At 56.3% G+C, this 14,831-nt stretch carries 15 protein-coding genes; 10 read left to right on the top strand and 5 right to left on the bottom strand.

Translation table 11 applies throughout. The features are described 5' to 3' along the window. Window positions 1–46 precede the first annotated feature (46 nt). Window positions 47–1,624: a DUF5928 domain-containing protein gene (locus AC2FNB_RS12320; protein ID WP_496746661.1), complete on the bottom strand. Its 1,578-nt coding sequence runs from the start codon at window positions 1,622–1,624 to the stop codon at window positions 47–49. Between the two features lie 144 nt (window positions 1,625–1,768). Between AC2FNB_RS12320 and AC2FNB_RS12315 the strand changes: the two genes are divergently transcribed. Beyond that, window positions 1,769–2,587: a sulfotransferase family protein gene (locus AC2FNB_RS12315; protein WP_480748625.1), complete on the top strand. Its 819-nt coding sequence runs from the start codon at window positions 1,769–1,771 to the stop codon at window positions 2,585–2,587. A 152-nt stretch (window positions 2,588–2,739) separates the two neighbouring features. Here AC2FNB_RS12315 and ilvD read toward each other — a convergent pair whose 3' ends face one another. Next, a complete protein-coding gene (ilvD, locus tag AC2FNB_RS12310) occupies window positions 2,740–4,572 on the bottom strand; it encodes a dihydroxy-acid dehydratase (RefSeq protein WP_496746659.1) in 1,833 nt (610 codons plus the stop codon). A 106-nt stretch (window positions 4,573–4,678) separates the two neighbouring features. On the opposite strand from ilvD, the gene AC2FNB_RS12305 reads away from it, so the two are divergent. The 3 genes from AC2FNB_RS12305 to AC2FNB_RS12295 all read left to right on the top strand — a co-directional run bounded on the left by AC2FNB_RS12305 (window position 4,679) and on the right by AC2FNB_RS12295 (window position 6,129). Further along, window positions 4,679–5,242, top strand: a complete 564-nt coding sequence (locus AC2FNB_RS12305; RefSeq protein WP_496746657.1) for a helix-turn-helix domain-containing protein — start codon at window positions 4,679–4,681, stop codon at window positions 5,240–5,242. A 37-nt stretch (window positions 5,243–5,279) separates the two neighbouring features. Beyond that, window positions 5,280–5,549, top strand: a complete 270-nt coding sequence (locus tag AC2FNB_RS12300) for a CBU_0592 family membrane protein (protein ID WP_480748622.1) — start codon at window positions 5,280–5,282, stop codon at window positions 5,547–5,549. A 91-nt stretch (window positions 5,550–5,640) separates the two neighbouring features. Continuing rightward, the gene (locus tag AC2FNB_RS12295) at window positions 5,641–6,129 is read left to right on the top strand and encodes a hypothetical protein (RefSeq protein WP_496746655.1); all 489 of its coding nucleotides are present in this window, start codon (window positions 5,641–5,643) and stop codon (window positions 6,127–6,129) included. A gap of 5 nt (window positions 6,130–6,134) precedes the next feature. Here AC2FNB_RS12295 and AC2FNB_RS12290 read toward each other — a convergent pair whose 3' ends face one another. Further along, window positions 6,135–6,764, bottom strand: a complete 630-nt coding sequence (locus AC2FNB_RS12290) for a ribonuclease T2 family protein (RefSeq protein WP_480748620.1) — start codon at window positions 6,762–6,764, stop codon at window positions 6,135–6,137. A gap of 129 nt (window positions 6,765–6,893) precedes the next feature. Here AC2FNB_RS12290 and AC2FNB_RS12285 point away from each other — a divergent pair, with 129 nt between their 5' ends. Both AC2FNB_RS12285 and AC2FNB_RS12280 read left to right on the top strand, forming a co-directional pair. Next, the gene (locus AC2FNB_RS12285; protein ID WP_480748619.1) at window positions 6,894–7,661 is read left to right on the top strand and encodes a DUF1013 domain-containing protein; all 768 of its coding nucleotides are present in this window, start codon (window positions 6,894–6,896) and stop codon (window positions 7,659–7,661) included. Window positions 7,662–7,713: 52 nt separating this feature from the next. Beyond that, a complete protein-coding gene (locus AC2FNB_RS12280) occupies window positions 7,714–8,103 on the top strand; it encodes a hypothetical protein (RefSeq protein WP_496746653.1) in 390 nt (129 codons plus the stop codon). 60 nt (window positions 8,104–8,163) lie between these two features. Here the strand turns inward: AC2FNB_RS12280 and AC2FNB_RS12275 are convergent, their stop codons facing one another. Next, window positions 8,164–9,198 carry a permease gene (locus AC2FNB_RS12275; protein WP_480748617.1) on the bottom strand — a complete coding sequence of 345 codons (1,035 nt, stop codon included), beginning with the start codon at window positions 9,196–9,198 and terminating at the stop codon, window positions 8,164–8,166. Next, window positions 9,191–9,499, bottom strand: a complete 309-nt coding sequence (locus AC2FNB_RS12270) for an ArsR/SmtB family transcription factor (RefSeq protein ID WP_480748616.1) — start codon at window positions 9,497–9,499, stop codon at window positions 9,191–9,193. Before AC2FNB_RS12270 ends, AC2FNB_RS12275 begins: the two co-directional genes overlap by 8 nt. 136 nt (window positions 9,500–9,635) lie before the next feature. On the opposite strand from AC2FNB_RS12270, the gene pdxR reads away from it, so the two are divergent. The 4 genes from pdxR to pta all read left to right on the top strand — a co-directional run bounded on the left by pdxR (window position 9,636) and on the right by pta (window position 14,780). Then, on the top strand, window positions 9,636–11,096 hold the full coding sequence (gene pdxR / locus AC2FNB_RS12265; protein ID WP_480748615.1) for a MocR-like pyridoxine biosynthesis transcription factor PdxR: 1,461 nt from the start codon (window positions 9,636–9,638) through the stop codon (window positions 11,094–11,096). Window positions 11,097–11,226: 130 nt separating this feature from the next. Then, window positions 11,227–12,999 (top strand): sulfoacetaldehyde acetyltransferase, encoded by a 1,773-nt coding sequence (gene xsc / locus AC2FNB_RS12260; RefSeq protein ID WP_496746650.1) that lies wholly within the window; start codon window positions 11,227–11,229, stop codon window positions 12,997–12,999. A 3-nt stretch (window positions 13,000–13,002) separates the two neighbouring features. Continuing rightward, complete coding sequence (locus AC2FNB_RS12255) at window positions 13,003–13,749, top strand: sulfite exporter TauE/SafE family protein (protein WP_496746649.1); 747 nt, start codon at window positions 13,003–13,005, stop codon at window positions 13,747–13,749. Next, a complete protein-coding gene (pta, locus tag AC2FNB_RS12250) occupies window positions 13,746–14,780 on the top strand; it encodes a phosphate acetyltransferase (RefSeq protein WP_496746647.1) in 1,035 nt (344 codons plus the stop codon). The genes AC2FNB_RS12255 and pta overlap by 4 nt, the downstream gene beginning before the upstream one ends. Window positions 14,781–14,831 lie beyond the last annotated feature (51 nt).

Below are 14,831 nucleotides of genomic sequence, written 5' to 3'. Positions count from 1 at the left end.
CGTTGGTTGGACAGCTGGAAGTCCAAGTAAGCCGGCAGAACCGCCCTCAATCGGAAAACAGATAATCTACCGACAATATTTCTAGCGCCAGTTCTTGTGGAATCCGCAGAACCTCGGCCAGTTTTTTTGCGTTCTCTTCTTTCGGGTATGTTTCGCCAATCCTGCTGTAGTTTTGAAACCCGGCATCGCGAATACAATCGGCCTCATGAGCGATGTCGTTTCGGATCGTGGGCAAAAGTCGGTCCAGATGTGCTGGCGGTGTATGCTCTCCGGCCAATCCGACGCGATGGGCATGGCCCACGAGATATTCGTCGGTGTATTCACACTCGATTTCCAGGAGGCGGGTCACCGAGCGGTCAGAGCAAAAATCCTCGATAAGATCCAGATTCGCAGGGTCCAGGCAGATCACGAGACAGTTGGATTCGAAGTAATCGAACAACATCCGCAGCAACGCGCGACAATGGCGGCTGCGCTTGTACAAAGCCGATTCAATACCACCAAGATCCGGCAGGAGAGTGTCTTCCTCGTTGAACAGATACTCGACCACCGGAAAGTTGGTGTGACTAGATATCTGGTCTAGCAGGCGTTTGGCGACATGCCACTTCTTGCAGATCAGGATTATCAGTTCCCGATCCCGCCCCAGAGTGCTTTCCGTCTCCCAGAATCGCTGACCGAACCGCCGCCCAATCCGTCCCCGGCTGGTCAGGTAGCTGTATAGATTGCCCCCTTCGTTCGATATCTGAAACGTCACACCCGTCGCCGCATAAAGCTGCCCCAACCTTTTCTTGAGCTCCAAAGCTTCGGCGCTGATCTTGCGGGCGAATAGGAAGTCCTGGCACAGCAACAGATCGTAGTGATCATTGTAGAATGTAACCGGCATGCCATAATCCGAAAACATCAGAAATGTGAGCGTTCTGCTTTCGATTTCGGTTCGGGGAATGAGATGGCGCACGAGCGTCTGGAAGAAAGTCTCGTCGGGTATCCATGTGGTTCTGAAGAACCGCATCACGTCGCGCCTTACGCGGGTGACTTCCAAGATTTTCTCGATGGTCTGACGGCGCAGGCACCACCACTGGCTGCCGATCATGATCTGAATATCCGAGGGTATGTCCCGCGACAGCCCAAGTGATTTCTGCAGTTCATACGACCTGTAAAACCACCACGCCTGCGACCGTTCGTTGAAGAAATGGCGATATATCAGCCGTTCTTCCTTCATTCCGGTTTTGATCCAGTCGCTTTCAAAAAAATCAAAGCTTTCAATGAAATCCTTGTCGTTAGCATCCAGAAAACCATGCGCGTATTCAGCCGTCTTTATCGCCATGCAGTCCCCAGACAGCATATAGAAATGGCTGGCATGCGGAAATGCCTCGACGGCGGCCTCGACAGCGTAAAGCGAAGCTTGCACCAAGGACCATTCGCCCCAACCGCATTTGATGCGTTTACGGGCAAACGTCACGTTCGGATTGGGTGACAGGGCAGACCGAATACGTTCGAATTCCGCGCTTCCCGCCCTGGCATCGAAATGAATCGCGATATAGTCGCCCGCCGCCGTCAGTTGCTCTGACTGGGCAATGATCGCCTCGGGGTCCTTGTGGCACAAAAGGATATACGCAATTCTAGCCATTTCTTTGGACGATGTGCCTTATTGCTGCTCTTGGAACACCCTGATAATGCGAACGAGCGATTGAATAAACTCGGTATTTTTGCTTTTTTGAACATAACGCCTGCCGATTGAATTGAAACGAAGCAGGTATTGGAGGCACGGCAGATGGGATTTCCCGGCACTTGGATGACGGAAAGTGAAAGCATGGTGTATCGCGTGGTGCCGAAATGCGCCTGCTCGACCATCGGCCAGATCATGTATTATTCGGATCACGGCAGGTTTTTCGACGGCGACATCCATGATGCTCAGGACGGCTTGCATAAATGGGCCTTCGACCATAGCCAGGAGCCGATCAGCCGCAATGTGAAATCTCACAGTTCTTTTGCTTTCACCTGCGTACGCAACCCATATACGCGGATTCTCAGCTCGTTCTTCGACAAGATTTGCGGAATCCAGCGCAATGGGAAAAGGTACCGTGGCAACCTGGTTCCGTCACTAATATACAACTACGGTATCGAAGTTGGCGGTGACGACGGCAAACAGGACTTCGACCAGATCAAGAGCTTTCGTCGCTTCCTGCTGTTCGCACGCGACACGATCCGCTGGCGACGCCCGATGGATCCAGACATTCACTGGTCGGCCATGTCGGGACACATCTCCACCTTCATTCTAAATGGCGGAAAATACGACCGGATTTTCTGGACCGAGAATTTCAATGACGGCATGCAGGGTGTCTTGGACAGTATCGATGTCCGGCATCCGGTCGATCTGGCAGAAATTCCACGCTTCAACGAATCCGAAGGGCACGGCCCAAAACGCGCCCATCCGGTCGAGGACTATTTTGACGATCTGTCGATGCATCTTGTCTATGAAATCTACAAGCGCGATTTCGAGCTGTTCAAATACGACTTCGCGAACCCCGCCAACAAGTTGCCAATAGGCGAGATCGACCTGGACGAGGTGCACGCCAAGCTGGGGGATTGAAGCGTCGATCAAAACGCCTCCCGTGCGGAATGCCAATGATGACACTCCACCAGTTCACAAAACCGGTTGGCACAGGTCATCGATTTTCGAAATCACATTCGTGAAACAGGACGATCCGCCAATTGGGCGGATCGATTGTTTTTACTTGGCGTTCAAAGCTGACGAACGGCCCCTTTTGCCGCGCTGGTGGCCAGTTTGGCATAGGCCTTCAGCGCGGTTGACACCTTGCGCTTGCGCGGCTCTGCGGGACGCCAGCCTGCAGCATCTTGCTGTTTTCGGCGTTGGGCAAGTTCTTCATCCGTGACGGCCAGATGGATCGAGCGGTTTGGGATGTCGATTTCGATCTTGTCACCCTGACGCACCAGGCCGATGGTCCCGCCTTCGGCTGCCTCGGGCGAGACATGGCCAATCGACAGGCCCGATGTGCCCCCCGAGAATCGCCCATCGGTCAAGAGAGCGCAGGCTTTGCCGAGGCCCTTCGACTTCAGGTAGGAGGTCGGGTAGAGCATTTCCTGCATGCCCGGACCGCCGCGCGGGCCTTCGTAGCGGATCACGACCACGTCACCTTCTTTGACCTTGCCGGTCAGAATATCGTTCACTGCGGCGTCCTGACTTTCGCAGACATGGGCCTTGCCGGTGAACTTGAGGATGCTTTCATCCACACCAGCGGTTTTCACGATACAGCCGTCCTGAGCGATGTTTCCGAACAAAACCGCAAGACCGCCATCCTGACTGAAGGCGTGTTCCTTGGAACGGATCACGCCCTTTTCCCGGTCTGTGTCCAACTCTTTGAACCGGTTGGCCTGCGAGAAGGCTTGCGTTGTGCGGACACCTCCGGGCGCGGCCTTGAACAACTGCTCGGCCTCAGGATTGTTGGCCACCTTGATGTCCCATTTTGCAATCGCCTCACCCATGGTCGAGGAATGCACGGTGGGAACGCTATTGTGCAAAAGGCCTGCACGGCTGAGTTCCCCCAAAATCGAAAAGATCCCGCCCGCACGGTGCACGTCTTCCATATGAACATTGTGAATATTCGGCGCGACCTTGCACAAACAGGGAACCTGTCGGCTGAGCCGGTCCATGTCGGTCATGGTGAAGTCCACCTCGCCCTCATTGGCGATTGCCAGCAGGTGCAGCACGGTATTGGTAGACCCACCCATGGCGATGTCCAGGCTCATCGCGTTCTCGAACGCCTCGAAGGTTGCGATTTCGCGCGGCAACAGGCCTTTCTCCTCGTCCTGGTAATGGCGCTTGGTGATTTCGACGATCTTGCGTCCTGCCTCCAGAAACAGCCCCTTGCGATCGGCATGCGTGGCCAGCGTCGAACCGTTGCCCGGCAGCGCCAGACCCAGCGCTTCGGCCAGACAGTTCATCGAGTTGGCGGTGAACATCCCCGAGCACGACCCGCAGGTCGGACAGGCGTTTTCCTCGATATGTCGGACCTGCTCGTCAGTGTACTTGTCATCTGCGGCGGCAACCATCGCATCAACAAGATCGATTTTTTTGGCATCCAGATCGGCAATATCGATCTTGCCCGCTTCCATTGGTCCGCCAGAGACAAAAATTGCTGGAATATTGAGGCGCATGGCGGCCATCAGCATTCCGGGAGTGATCTTGTCGCAGTTGGAGATGCAGACCATGGCGTCAGCGCAATGGGCGTTAACCATGTATTCGACCGAATCCGCGATAATCTCGCGCGACGGTAAAGAATAGAGCATGCCGTCATGACCCATGGCGATGCCATCATCCACGGCGATGGTGTTAAACTCCTTGGCGACACCGCCCGCGGCCTCGACCTCGCGCGCAACCATCTGACCAAGATCCTTCAGATGCACGTGCCCCGGCACGAACTGCGTGAACGAGTTGACGATGGCGATGATCGGCTTGCCAAAATCATCGTCCTTCATGCCCGTCGCACGCCATAAACCGCGCGCGCCAGCCATGTTGCGTCCGTGAGTCGAGGTTCTGGATCGGTACATTGGCATGATGCTCTTTCCCTTTTGCCCGCCCCTACGATAGGGTGCTTGTACGTTATAGCGCACGCTACCCGATGTACGTTATAACGTACAAGCGATATTGCGGGGCACGGGCATGGAATCGAACGAAATCACCCTAAAACTTCGGGAAGTAAGGTCGGCAGCGGGATTGAGTCTCTCGAAAGTGGCCGAACTGACTGGCGTCAGCAAAGCCATGCTGGGCCAGATTGAGAGAGGCGAATCAAGTCCGACCATTGCCACGCTTTGGAAGATCGCCAAAGGCTTCCAACTGCCGCTAAGCGCATTGATTGGACACGATGTCCTGCGTGACCCGACCGATGCCGGTGTGTTCCGTACGGTGACCTTTCCGGGTGAAATCAGGGTTAAGATCGTATTTCCTTTCGACCCTGTCTTGTGTGCGGAAACGTTTCACGTGGCTTTGTACGCCGATCAATACCACGAATCCCCTGCGCATGCCGCAGGCGTGACAGAAGAGGTTTTCGTCCTGAATGGAACTCTGGATGTGCTGCGCGACGGCGAATGGGTTCCACTGAACGCAGGTCAGGGGCTTCGCTTTGCCGCCGATCTGCCCCACGGCTACCGAGCGGGACACGCGGGAGCAACCTTTCTCAACATGCACCATTACGCGCAACCGACACCTGCGCAATCGCTAAGCTGACCTGTTTTGCACAAAATATGAAGTTCAGGAGACCTCCTTGGCCGAATTTCTTGATACCTTATCCTTGGCGGACGCCATCGGATCATTCGGAGCATTGATCGTTGTGATCGCCTACTTCGCGACCCAGATGCGTTGGTTGAACTCGGACGATCTGAGATTTCCGGTGGTGAATCTCGTAGGATCAGCTCTGATCGTTTTCTCGCTGATGACCAATTTCAACCTGGCCTCGATGCTGATTGAATGCTTTTGGATCTTGATCAGCATTGTCGGAATCGGTCAGCATTTTCGGACACGCCACCTGCGATAGCCTGAAATCCACGCGAGAGTTTGCAATAACACTTCAGGCTCAAGGACTCATGCGATATGGCTGGAAAAAATCCAGCGCCGGAACCCTATCCATGACAAAACTGTTTGCCCTCGCCCTTACCGCCCTAACTGCCACATCTGCTCCGGCTCAGGAATTGGTCGACAAAGGTTTTGCCGAAGGATGGAATATTATGATGGACCCGGCTTTGGGCAATGGCTGCTTGATCCAGACCGTCTATCAAGACCTTTCCGTGGTTCGGCTGGGATATGATGCATTGGACAATCGCGGGTATTTCACCGTTTACAACAAGGCTTGGGGAGATGTCGAACCGGGCAAAACCTATCCAATCCGGTTTGATCTGGATGGCGAAAACTTTGATGCGACCGCCATAGGTTTCCGTCAGGATCGAATTCCGGGGGCCACAGTGTTCTTCAAGGACCGGAATTTCGTGACTGCGATTGCCCTACGCAAGGTGATGACAGTGTATAATCCTGCAGGGCAAAAGGTCATGGCAATAGATCTGAAAGGAACTGCTAAGGCGCTGGAATATGCTCGCGAATGCCAAAAGGACCAGGGATGACAGCGCTAGCGAATCGGCTGGAACACCGCATTCTTGGCCTGACAGTCCTGTATCGTGTCTCGCGCGCAGGGAACAGGTTCCAGCGATTTTGACAGGCACACCCGAACTTCTTCGATGAACCCATCGCGGCAGGTGACGGTGAGCATGTCGGGATCAAGAGCGGGGTTGGCCTCCAGAAAAGCGTCCTCAACAACTGCGGCCGGCAACTTGATGGTCTTGTCCAGTTTACGAAATACCTCAGGCCGAACCACCATTTCGTAGGCCCGACGCGACAGGCCAAAATAATCGGCCGCGCTCAATCCCGAACATGTGCCGTGCTTTTTCCACTGGTGCCACGCCAAACCAGCACTTCCCTGAATATCCTCCATTTCCCGGGTCATCCGCCGGGTCGGCGGCGCTTGGATCGTACGGCAGTAGTCAGGCCAACCCCTGTGATACTGCGGCCAAAGCCCATGCATTATCCATCCGTAGTCGTGGCGCGCATCGCACTGCTCCGCTCCGCGTGCGTCTCCTTCGCGGGCGCACCAATTGGGCGACCAACTGAGAGACAGAACATAGTAGTCAAATTCGCCCGCCTCCTCACCAATCGCCAATGCTGGAAAAACCAAAAAAACCCACAAAAATACCCAGCGCATTCACCTCTTCCCTTCTTCGTCACGTCGGACTATATACGGCCCGAGTTCCCCGACAACGGAAACCTGCCCCGCTTCGCGAGGCCGCCGAATTCCGGCGACGGGAAAGATGTATTCAAAGGAGTGAGGCTCATGGCAAAACCTCTGATGGCCAAGGCGACCGCCGTGTGGCTGGTGGATAACACCACGATCAGCTTCAAGCAGATCGCCGATTTCGTGGGTATGCACGAATTGGAGATTCAAGGCATCGCCGATGGAGACGTGGCAGTCGGCGTCAAGGGTTTTGATCCGATTGCCAACAACCAGTTGTCTCAGGAAGAGATCGACAAGGCCCAGAACAACCCGCTGCATAAGCTGAAGCTCAAGTTCAACCCGGCGGCATCTGGCGAAGAAAAGCGCCGTGGCCCGCGTTACACTCCGCTCAGCAAACGGCAGGACCGCCCGAACTCTATCCTGTGGCTGGTCAAGTTCCACCCCGAGCTAAGCGACGGCCAGATCGCCAAGCTGGTGGGCACCACCAAGCCGACGATCCAGTCGATCCGCGAACGCACACATTGGAACATTGGGAACATGCAGCCAATCGACCCGGTTGCTTTGGGTCTGTGCAAGCAGTCCGAACTGGATGCCGTGGTGCAGAAGGCCGCCGCCAAGAAAGCCGCAGAAGGCGGCGTGATGAGCGACGACGAGCGTCGCAAGCTGGTGTCGACCGAACAGTCGCTTGAAATGGACGCGTCACCAAAGATCCCTACCGCGATCGAAGGATTGGAGACATTCTCTTTGTCGGACGACAGCGACAGCAAGGAAGATGACGAACCGATGATCGACGCCGACAGCTTCTTCAACCTGCCCAAAGGCGGAGCAGACGAGGAAGAAGACGACAGCGACGATCCACGTTTCTGACAGGTAACAAGCCCCGGAGATTGCTCCGGGGCTTTCTTAACCCGGATTTCTCATGCTGGAACTGCTTTCCAAACTGATCGGATCGCATCGCGCGGTGTCGGTATACGTATTTCTTCAAACCAAGGGACTTGCCGTTCTTGGAGTTGCCGGACTGGTCACAATTCTGACTGGACTGCTGCTGTTCGGCGGCGACGAAGCCCACGAACACGAAGCGTATATAACGGTGCCGGTACTCTCGGCGACTGCCGTCAACGGCGATATGAGCCAAGGAGTGATCACCTCGGTTCGTCTGCCTGACGGTTCAGCAACATCGATTACTTCGACAGAGGGAGAAATTGCCCAGACGGTCGGAACAACGGCTTGTATCGAAAAGCGGATCTATGTGGACAGCGGCAATCCCCGGTATCGCCTGAAATTACCGAAATATTGCAGCGAAAGCTGACCAGAGTTTGGCATTTCATCTGAAGCGAGCCTCCCAGTCTCCAGACCAGGAGGGTCTTTTTCAAATAATCAATTGGAACGTGACCCCGGCGACGATCGCGCCACTTATACCAAGCCCAAGATACATCACAAAGACTCTGGGTTTGACGAGCGACCAGACCGCCGCCATTGCCGGAATGGAGCTGACCGCACCCGCGACCATAAAGGCCATCGCGGCGCCCGCGCTCATCCCCTGCTCCACAAGTCCAGCCAACAAGGGCGGCGCGACGTACGAATTCAAATAGGCCGGCATGCCAACCAGAGCTGCCACGACAATCGGCCCCACCCCTTCGCCCCCGACGACACCGGCGATCAAATCGGCGGGAACATAGATGACCAACAAGGCTTCCAGCACATAGGCCAATGCCAGCCATTTCAGCAGGAAGAAACCGTTGTGAACGAATTCGGCGCGAAACCGGGTTCTGCGTTCCGGGTCCTGCCAGAACTGCCACATCGGCATATCTGCTTTTTTGAGCCCGCATCCACAGCATCCTGCAGGTTTGTACACGCGCAACGGGGCCGCGAACACACCACGGGCCATCAATGCCCTGACGACAAAACCACCGAACAGGCCCAATCCCACCGCTGCCACGGCCTTGCCGATGGCAAAAGGCCATCCCAGGGCACTTGCCGTAATCAGCAGAGTCGGCGGGTCGATCAAAGGCGAACTGAGCCAAAAGGCCATGACTGCCGACAATGGCGCACCCAAAGCCAGAAGCCCCGCGATGAATGGAATAACCTCGCAGGAACAGAACGGTGCCAACCCCCCGATCAGGGCGGCCAATATGATCATTCGAGACTCTCGCCCTTCAAAGGCTCGCGCGATCAGGACTTCGGCACCGGTTGCCTTGAGGTATGCCAGAAGCAGCACCGCGAATAAAATGTACTGGCCAGTATGGGCCAGGGCCTTCGCCGCAAATGTCACAACCAGTCCCCAGTTTCCCGGATCGAGGACCGCGACACAAGCCAGGATCATTGCAATCGCCGACCACGGTGTTTTTAGGTAGGTAAAAAGCACTTTCGCAGGTCGAACCGGCGTTTGTGTCAAATCAGCCATCGTTTGCCGCCTTTGATTGGGTGTCCGCACAGCATTCGCTCAGGATGAAGTCCGCAAGCTTCCTCAACTCTTCGAACCGAGCCCTGTTGATGGTGCTTCGACCTTGTTTTTCCTGCTCGACCACACCGCCAGCAGCAAGGAACTTGAGATGATGAGCAAGCGTTGATGGCGGAATCCCGGTGCGGTTCTGGATTTCGCCGACGGACAAACCTGGCACACCTGCCCGAACCAACGTCTTCAGAACTTTCAGTCGCGCTTCCGACCCCATGGCCGAAAACCCTGCAGCAGCTGTTTCCCACATTTTCAGGCTCCAGTTATAACTATATTTCTAGTTATATAGTTTTAAAACTCAAATCAACCCACCAAAAACCGAAAATTCTGCCTCCACTCGGTAAGTCCAGATTGCACCCAAATTAGGTCCACTCTAAGGTAACCTCATGGGGATATCGGTCGACACATTCTTTCTGAAATCTGACGGACAAGGCACGCTACAAGCCCAGATTCAACAGATGATTGCCGAGGGCATTCTGTCCGGACGTTTTCACGTGGGCGAAAAACTGCCCTCATCAAGAAAGCTTGCCAGCCATCTGGGTGTCAGTCGCATCACGGTGACATTGGCATATACCGAGCTTTTGGCGAACGATTATCTCGTATCAAAAGGGCGGTCAGGTTATTACGTTTCGGAAAATGCACCTGTCCCGCCGACCTATTCACCGATGCAACGCGGTGAGGAGACGGTAAATTGGGGTCATTCGATCGCACGCCGGTTTTCCGGCGGTGATGTTTTGCCCAAGCCGCGGGACTGGCGCAACTTTCGCTATCCCTTCATCTATGGTCAGGCAGATCCTACGCTCTTTGATCACGCCAACTGGCGGTTATGTGCAGTCCGTGCACTGGGGCACAAGGATTTTGCATCGCTCACGGCAGATTATGTCGACGAAGACGATCCCTTACTCATTGAATTCATCGCCCGCCACACACTGCCCCGACGTGGGATTACAGCCAGGCCCGAAGAGATCCTGATCACACTCGGGGCGCAGAACGCCCTTTGGATCGCGTCCCGCGTTCTGCTGGACGCGGATCGAAAAGCCGCAATAGAAGACCCATGCTACTACGCTTTGCGCGAGCTTTTGGCGAAATCGAGCTGCCGCATGGCCACACTGAGGGTCGACATGGATGGTTTGCCGCCAGACGCCATTCCCGATGATACCGACGTCATCTTCACTACCCCCAGCCACCAATGCCCGACAACGGCGACAATGCCGATCGCGCGGCGGCGGGAACTGCTGCAACGCGCGCAGGAAATCGACGCCATGATTGTCGAGGACGATTATGAATTCGAACTCGCTTTTCTGGGGGCCCCCTCCCCTGCCCTCAAGTCGCTCGACAAGGATGGGCGCGTGATCTACGTCGGAAGCTTCTCCAAATCGCTCTTCCCCGGTCTGCGGCTGGGATACATGGTCGGCTCAGAACCCTTCATCCGTGAAGCCCGCGCGTTGCGCTCGCTTGTCTTGCGGCACCCACCGGGCCACATACAGCGCACTGCAGCCTATTTTCTGTCTCTGGGTCACTACGACGCTCAAATCCGCCGCATGTCCAACGCGCTGCTGGAGCGACGCAAGACAATCGAGGCGGCAATCGCTCAACAAGGCCTGACCATCGCCGGACGAGGCGCCTATGGTGGCTCGTCACTCTGGATGAAAGCGCCCGAGCACGTCAACACGACGGCCTTGGCAAACACCCTGCGCAGCCAAAGCGTTCACATCGAACCGGGAGAGCCATTCTTTTCCGGACCAGCACGTCCCAGAAACTACTATCGCCTAGGCTATTCCTCGATTTCAAATGAACGGATCGCACCAGGAATCGAATGCATTGCTGCCGCAATACCTAGGGAATGACGCAACTCTGGACTTAGCCTGCCACCTCGACTGGCCCTAACGACTTCCCCCTCGTTACGCCAAAACCAATTGCAATCGCCTGAGACAACCGTTTCAGGGACTCACTCATCCTGTTTGGGAGCGCTTACACATGAAAATGACAACGGAAGAAGCCTTCGTCAAAACACTGCAGATGCACGGTATCGAACACGCGTTCGGAATCATTGGCTCGGCCATGATGCCGATCTCGGACATTTTCGAAGAAGCGGGCATCACCTTCTGGGACTGTGCCCACGAAGGCTCTGGCGGTTTTATGGCCGACGGTTACACCCGCGCCACCGGCAAGATGTCGATGATGATCGCGCAAAACGGCCCCGGCATCACTAACTTCGTGACTGCAGTCAAGACCGCCTATTGGAACCACACCCCGCTGCTGCTGGTGACTCCGCAGGCCGCAAACAAGACTATGGGCCAGGGCGGCTTTCAGGAAATGGAACAGATGCGCGCTTTTGCCGACTGCGTCTGCTATCAGGAAGAGGTCCGTGACCCCTCCCGCATGGCCGAAGTCCTGAACCGCGTGATCATGCAGGCCAAGCGCAACTCTGCTCCGGCCCAGATCAACGTGCCGCGCGACTACTTCACGCAAGTAATCGATATCGAGCTTCCGAAGATTGTCGAGTTTGAACGCCCCGCAGGCGGCGGCGAGGCGCTGGATCAGGCGGCCGAACTGCTGTCCAACGCCAAGTTCCCTGTCATCCTGAATGGCGCAGGCGTGGTCATCGGCGGCGCGATTGAACAGTCCAAAGCATTGGCCGAGCGCCTGGATGCACCAGTCTGCTGCGGCTATCAGCACAACGACGCCTTCCCGGGTTCGCACCCGCTGCACGCAGGCCCTCTGGGCTACAACGGCTCCAAGGCAGCAATGGAACTGATCTCCAAGGCTGACGTTGTTCTGGCTCTGGGCACCCGCCTGAACCCGTTCTCGACCCTGCCGGGCTATGGCATCGACTACTGGCCGGCTGACGCCAAGATCATCCAGGTTGACATCAACCCTGATCGCATCGGCCTGACCAAGAAAGTCACCGTCGGCATCGTCGGAGATGCAAAACAGGTTGCCACGACCATCCTGGAGAAACTGGCAGATACCGCAGGCGATGCAGGCCGCGACGAGCGCAAAGCGCTGATCGCCCACACCAAGTCGGCCTGGGCGCAAGAGCTGAGCTCGATGGACCACGAGCAGGATGATCCGGGCACCACCTGGAACGAGCGCGCCCGTGCCGCCAAACCCGATTGGCTCAGCCCGCGCAAAGCATGGCGTGCGATCCAGCAAGCGCTGCCGAAAGAGGCGATCATCTCTTCCGACATCGGCAACAACTGCGCCATCGGCAATGCTTACCCGTCCTTCGAGGAAGGCCGCAAATATCTGGCGCCCGGCCTGTTCGGTCCCTGCGGCTATGGCCTGCCGTCAGTTGTGGGCGCGAAAATCGGCTGTCCGGACGTTCCGGTTGTCGGCTTCTCGGGCGACGGTGCCTTCGGTATTGCCGTGACCGAACTGACCGCCATCGGCCGCGAAGAATGGCCCGCCGTGACCCAGATCGTCTTCCGCAACTATCAGTGGGGTGCTGAAAAGCGCAACTCCACCCTTTGGTTCGACGACAACTTTGTCGGCACCGAACTGGACACTCAGGTGTCTTACGCCGGTATCGCCAATGCCTGCGGCCTGAAAGGCGTGATTGCCCGCACCCAGGACGAGCTGACCGCGGCCTTGGACCAGGCGATCAAGGATCAGAAAAACGGTATCACCACCCTGATCGAGGCCATGATCAACCAGGAACTGGGCGAGCCTTTCCGTCGCGACGCGATGAAGAAGCCTGTCAAGGTTGCGGGCATCGACAGGGCCGACATGAAGCCGCAACAGGTCTGATACATGACCCTTCCCTTTGACCTCACACTGGGCCAAGGGGGCTTTCTGGCCGCCGCGCTGTTCGCGGCGGCCTTTATTCGCGGATATTCCGGGTTTGGGTTTTCCGCGATCTTCATCATCCTCGCGGCACTGACAACCAATCCGATCCCACTTATCCCCGTGGTGTTTTGCTGCGAAGTTCTGATGACTGTTTTTCAGGCGCGCGACATCCGACCTCATATCGACTGGAAACGGGCGACCACTCTTCTGATCGGGGCAGGGATTGCCATTGTTCCGGCCGTATACGTCATGGCGCGACTGGGTGAACAGGAGGCGCGCATCGCGGTATCCTGCCTGATTCTGGTTCTAAGCCTGCTTCTGCTTAGCGGCTGGCAGTTTCAACGGCCGATCGGGCGTTCTGGTCATATCGGTGTCGGGATATTCGCCGGAATGGCCAACAGCGCTGGCGTGGGTGGACTGCCGGTTGCGGCCTTCATGACCGCCCAACCCATCCCAGCAACTGTATTCCGGGCGACGATGATCGTATTTCTGACCGGAATTGACCTGATGACGCTTCCGGTCATGGCCGCGAATGGTCTGGTTACGTCAGATACCGTGTTTGGCGTCGTTCTAGCATTTCCCATCCTTGGGTTAGGTATCTGGGCGGGAACGCATCGGTTTTCAAAGACTTCGCAATCCCAGTTCCGCAAATTCGTGGTTCTGATGCTATCCGTTTTTTCGATCCTCAACATCCTGAAGGTTTTGGTATGACGCTTTTGCCCATTGATCTTCTTCGCCAAAACCCTCCGACCACCCGCCCGGTTGTCGCGATGAGCGAGGGCAGTGATCCGCGAATTGTTGCAGGGGCACTTGCCGCGCACAACGCGGGTCTGACCGATATCATCCTGGTTGGGCCTCAGGCCCAGGTCGAGGCAACCTTGCAGACCGAAGGCGCAAGCCAGGGCGAAGGGTTGACTATTCACGACCCCGCATCATCGGATCTTACCGACGAGTTCGCTGGAATCTTTCATGAATTGCGCAAGCACAAGGGCGTCGACGAAGCGGCGGCCCGCGTGGCGGTCCAAGATCCCTTGACATATGCCGCCATGCTGGTTCGCACGGGTCGCGCGACCGGAACCGTGGGCGGCGCCGTGCACACGACCAGCGACGTCGTAAGGGCTGCCATTCAGGTCATCGGAACAGCACGCAATGCCGGGATGGTGTCTTCCTTTTTCCTGATGTACCCGCCCGAAAACGCCACCGTAGGGGCACGCGCGATGCTGTATTCCGACTGCGGCCTCGTGATCGACCCCAACGCATCGGAAATGGTCTCTATCGCTGTGGCCTCCGCTCAGTCTTGCCGCGCGCTTCTGCGTCAGGAACCGAAGATTGCGATGCTCAGCTTCTCGACCAAGGGCAGCGCCAGACATCCCGCTGTGGACAAGGTGACTGAGGCCACCAAGCTTCTGCAAACCAATCGCCCCGATCTGGAAGCGGACGGAGAGTTACAGTTCGACGCCGCCTTTGTTCCGTCGGTTGGGGAACGCAAATCTCCGGGCTCCACAGTCGCCGGGCACGCGAATGTCATGATTTTCCCGGATCTTGATGCCGGAAATATCGCCTACAAGATCACCCAGCGGCTGGGGGGATATTCGGCTATCGGGCCAGTCATGCAGGGGCTCGCCAAACCAGCCAACGACTTGTCCCGCGGCTGCAGCGCAGAGGACGTAACTCAGATCATTGCCGTTACCATTCTGCAGGCCACGCAAAACTCCCTCCCGGAAACACAAAAAATATCGTGACGACGTTCCAATATCTCAAATAGCCTTAGAACTTGTTCCCTTTACCAACCA

Source organism: Ruegeria sp. BHSB058, assembly GCF_059613285.1.
This window is presented reverse-complemented; position numbering and strand designations above follow the sequence as displayed.

What these genes read in the sequence shown, in the direction of transcription:
- AC2FNB_RS12295 (WP_496746655.1), top strand. Translation starts at nt 5,641, where the DNA reads ATGACAAAACTGTTTGCCCTCGCCCTTACCGCCCTAACTGCCACATCT.
- AC2FNB_RS12280 (WP_496746653.1), top strand. Translation starts at nt 7,714, where the DNA reads ATGCTGGAACTGCTTTCCAAACTGATCGGATCGCATCGCGCGGTGTCG.
- AC2FNB_RS12255 (WP_496746649.1), top strand. Translation starts at nt 13,003, where the DNA reads ATGACCCTTCCCTTTGACCTCACACTGGGCCAAGGGGGCTTTCTGGCC.
- AC2FNB_RS12270 (WP_480748616.1), bottom strand. Translation starts at nt 9,499, where the DNA reads ATGTGGGAAACAGCTGCTGCAGGGTTTTCGGCCATGGGGTCGGAAGCG.
- pdxR (WP_480748615.1), top strand. Translation starts at nt 9,636, where the DNA reads ATGGGGATATCGGTCGACACATTCTTTCTGAAATCTGACGGACAAGGC.
- AC2FNB_RS12320 (WP_496746661.1), bottom strand. Translation starts at nt 1,624, where the DNA reads ATGGCTAGAATTGCGTATATCCTTTTGTGCCACAAGGACCCCGAGGCG.
- AC2FNB_RS12275 (WP_480748617.1), bottom strand. Translation starts at nt 9,198, where the DNA reads ATGGCTGATTTGACACAAACGCCGGTTCGACCTGCGAAAGTGCTTTTT.
- AC2FNB_RS12290 (WP_480748620.1), bottom strand. Translation starts at nt 6,764, where the DNA reads ATGCGCTGGGTATTTTTGTGGGTTTTTTTGGTTTTTCCAGCATTGGCG.
- AC2FNB_RS12315 (WP_480748625.1), top strand. Translation starts at nt 1,769, where the DNA reads ATGGGATTTCCCGGCACTTGGATGACGGAAAGTGAAAGCATGGTGTAT.
- ilvD (WP_496746659.1), bottom strand. Translation starts at nt 4,572, where the DNA reads ATGCCAATGTACCGATCCAGAACCTCGACTCACGGACGCAACATGGCT.
- pta (WP_496746647.1), top strand. Translation starts at nt 13,746, where the DNA reads ATGACGCTTTTGCCCATTGATCTTCTTCGCCAAAACCCTCCGACCACC.
- xsc (WP_496746650.1), top strand. Translation starts at nt 11,227, where the DNA reads ATGAAAATGACAACGGAAGAAGCCTTCGTCAAAACACTGCAGATGCAC.
- AC2FNB_RS12305 (WP_496746657.1), top strand. Translation starts at nt 4,679, where the DNA reads ATGGAATCGAACGAAATCACCCTAAAACTTCGGGAAGTAAGGTCGGCA.
- AC2FNB_RS12285 (WP_480748619.1), top strand. Translation starts at nt 6,894, where the DNA reads ATGGCAAAACCTCTGATGGCCAAGGCGACCGCCGTGTGGCTGGTGGAT.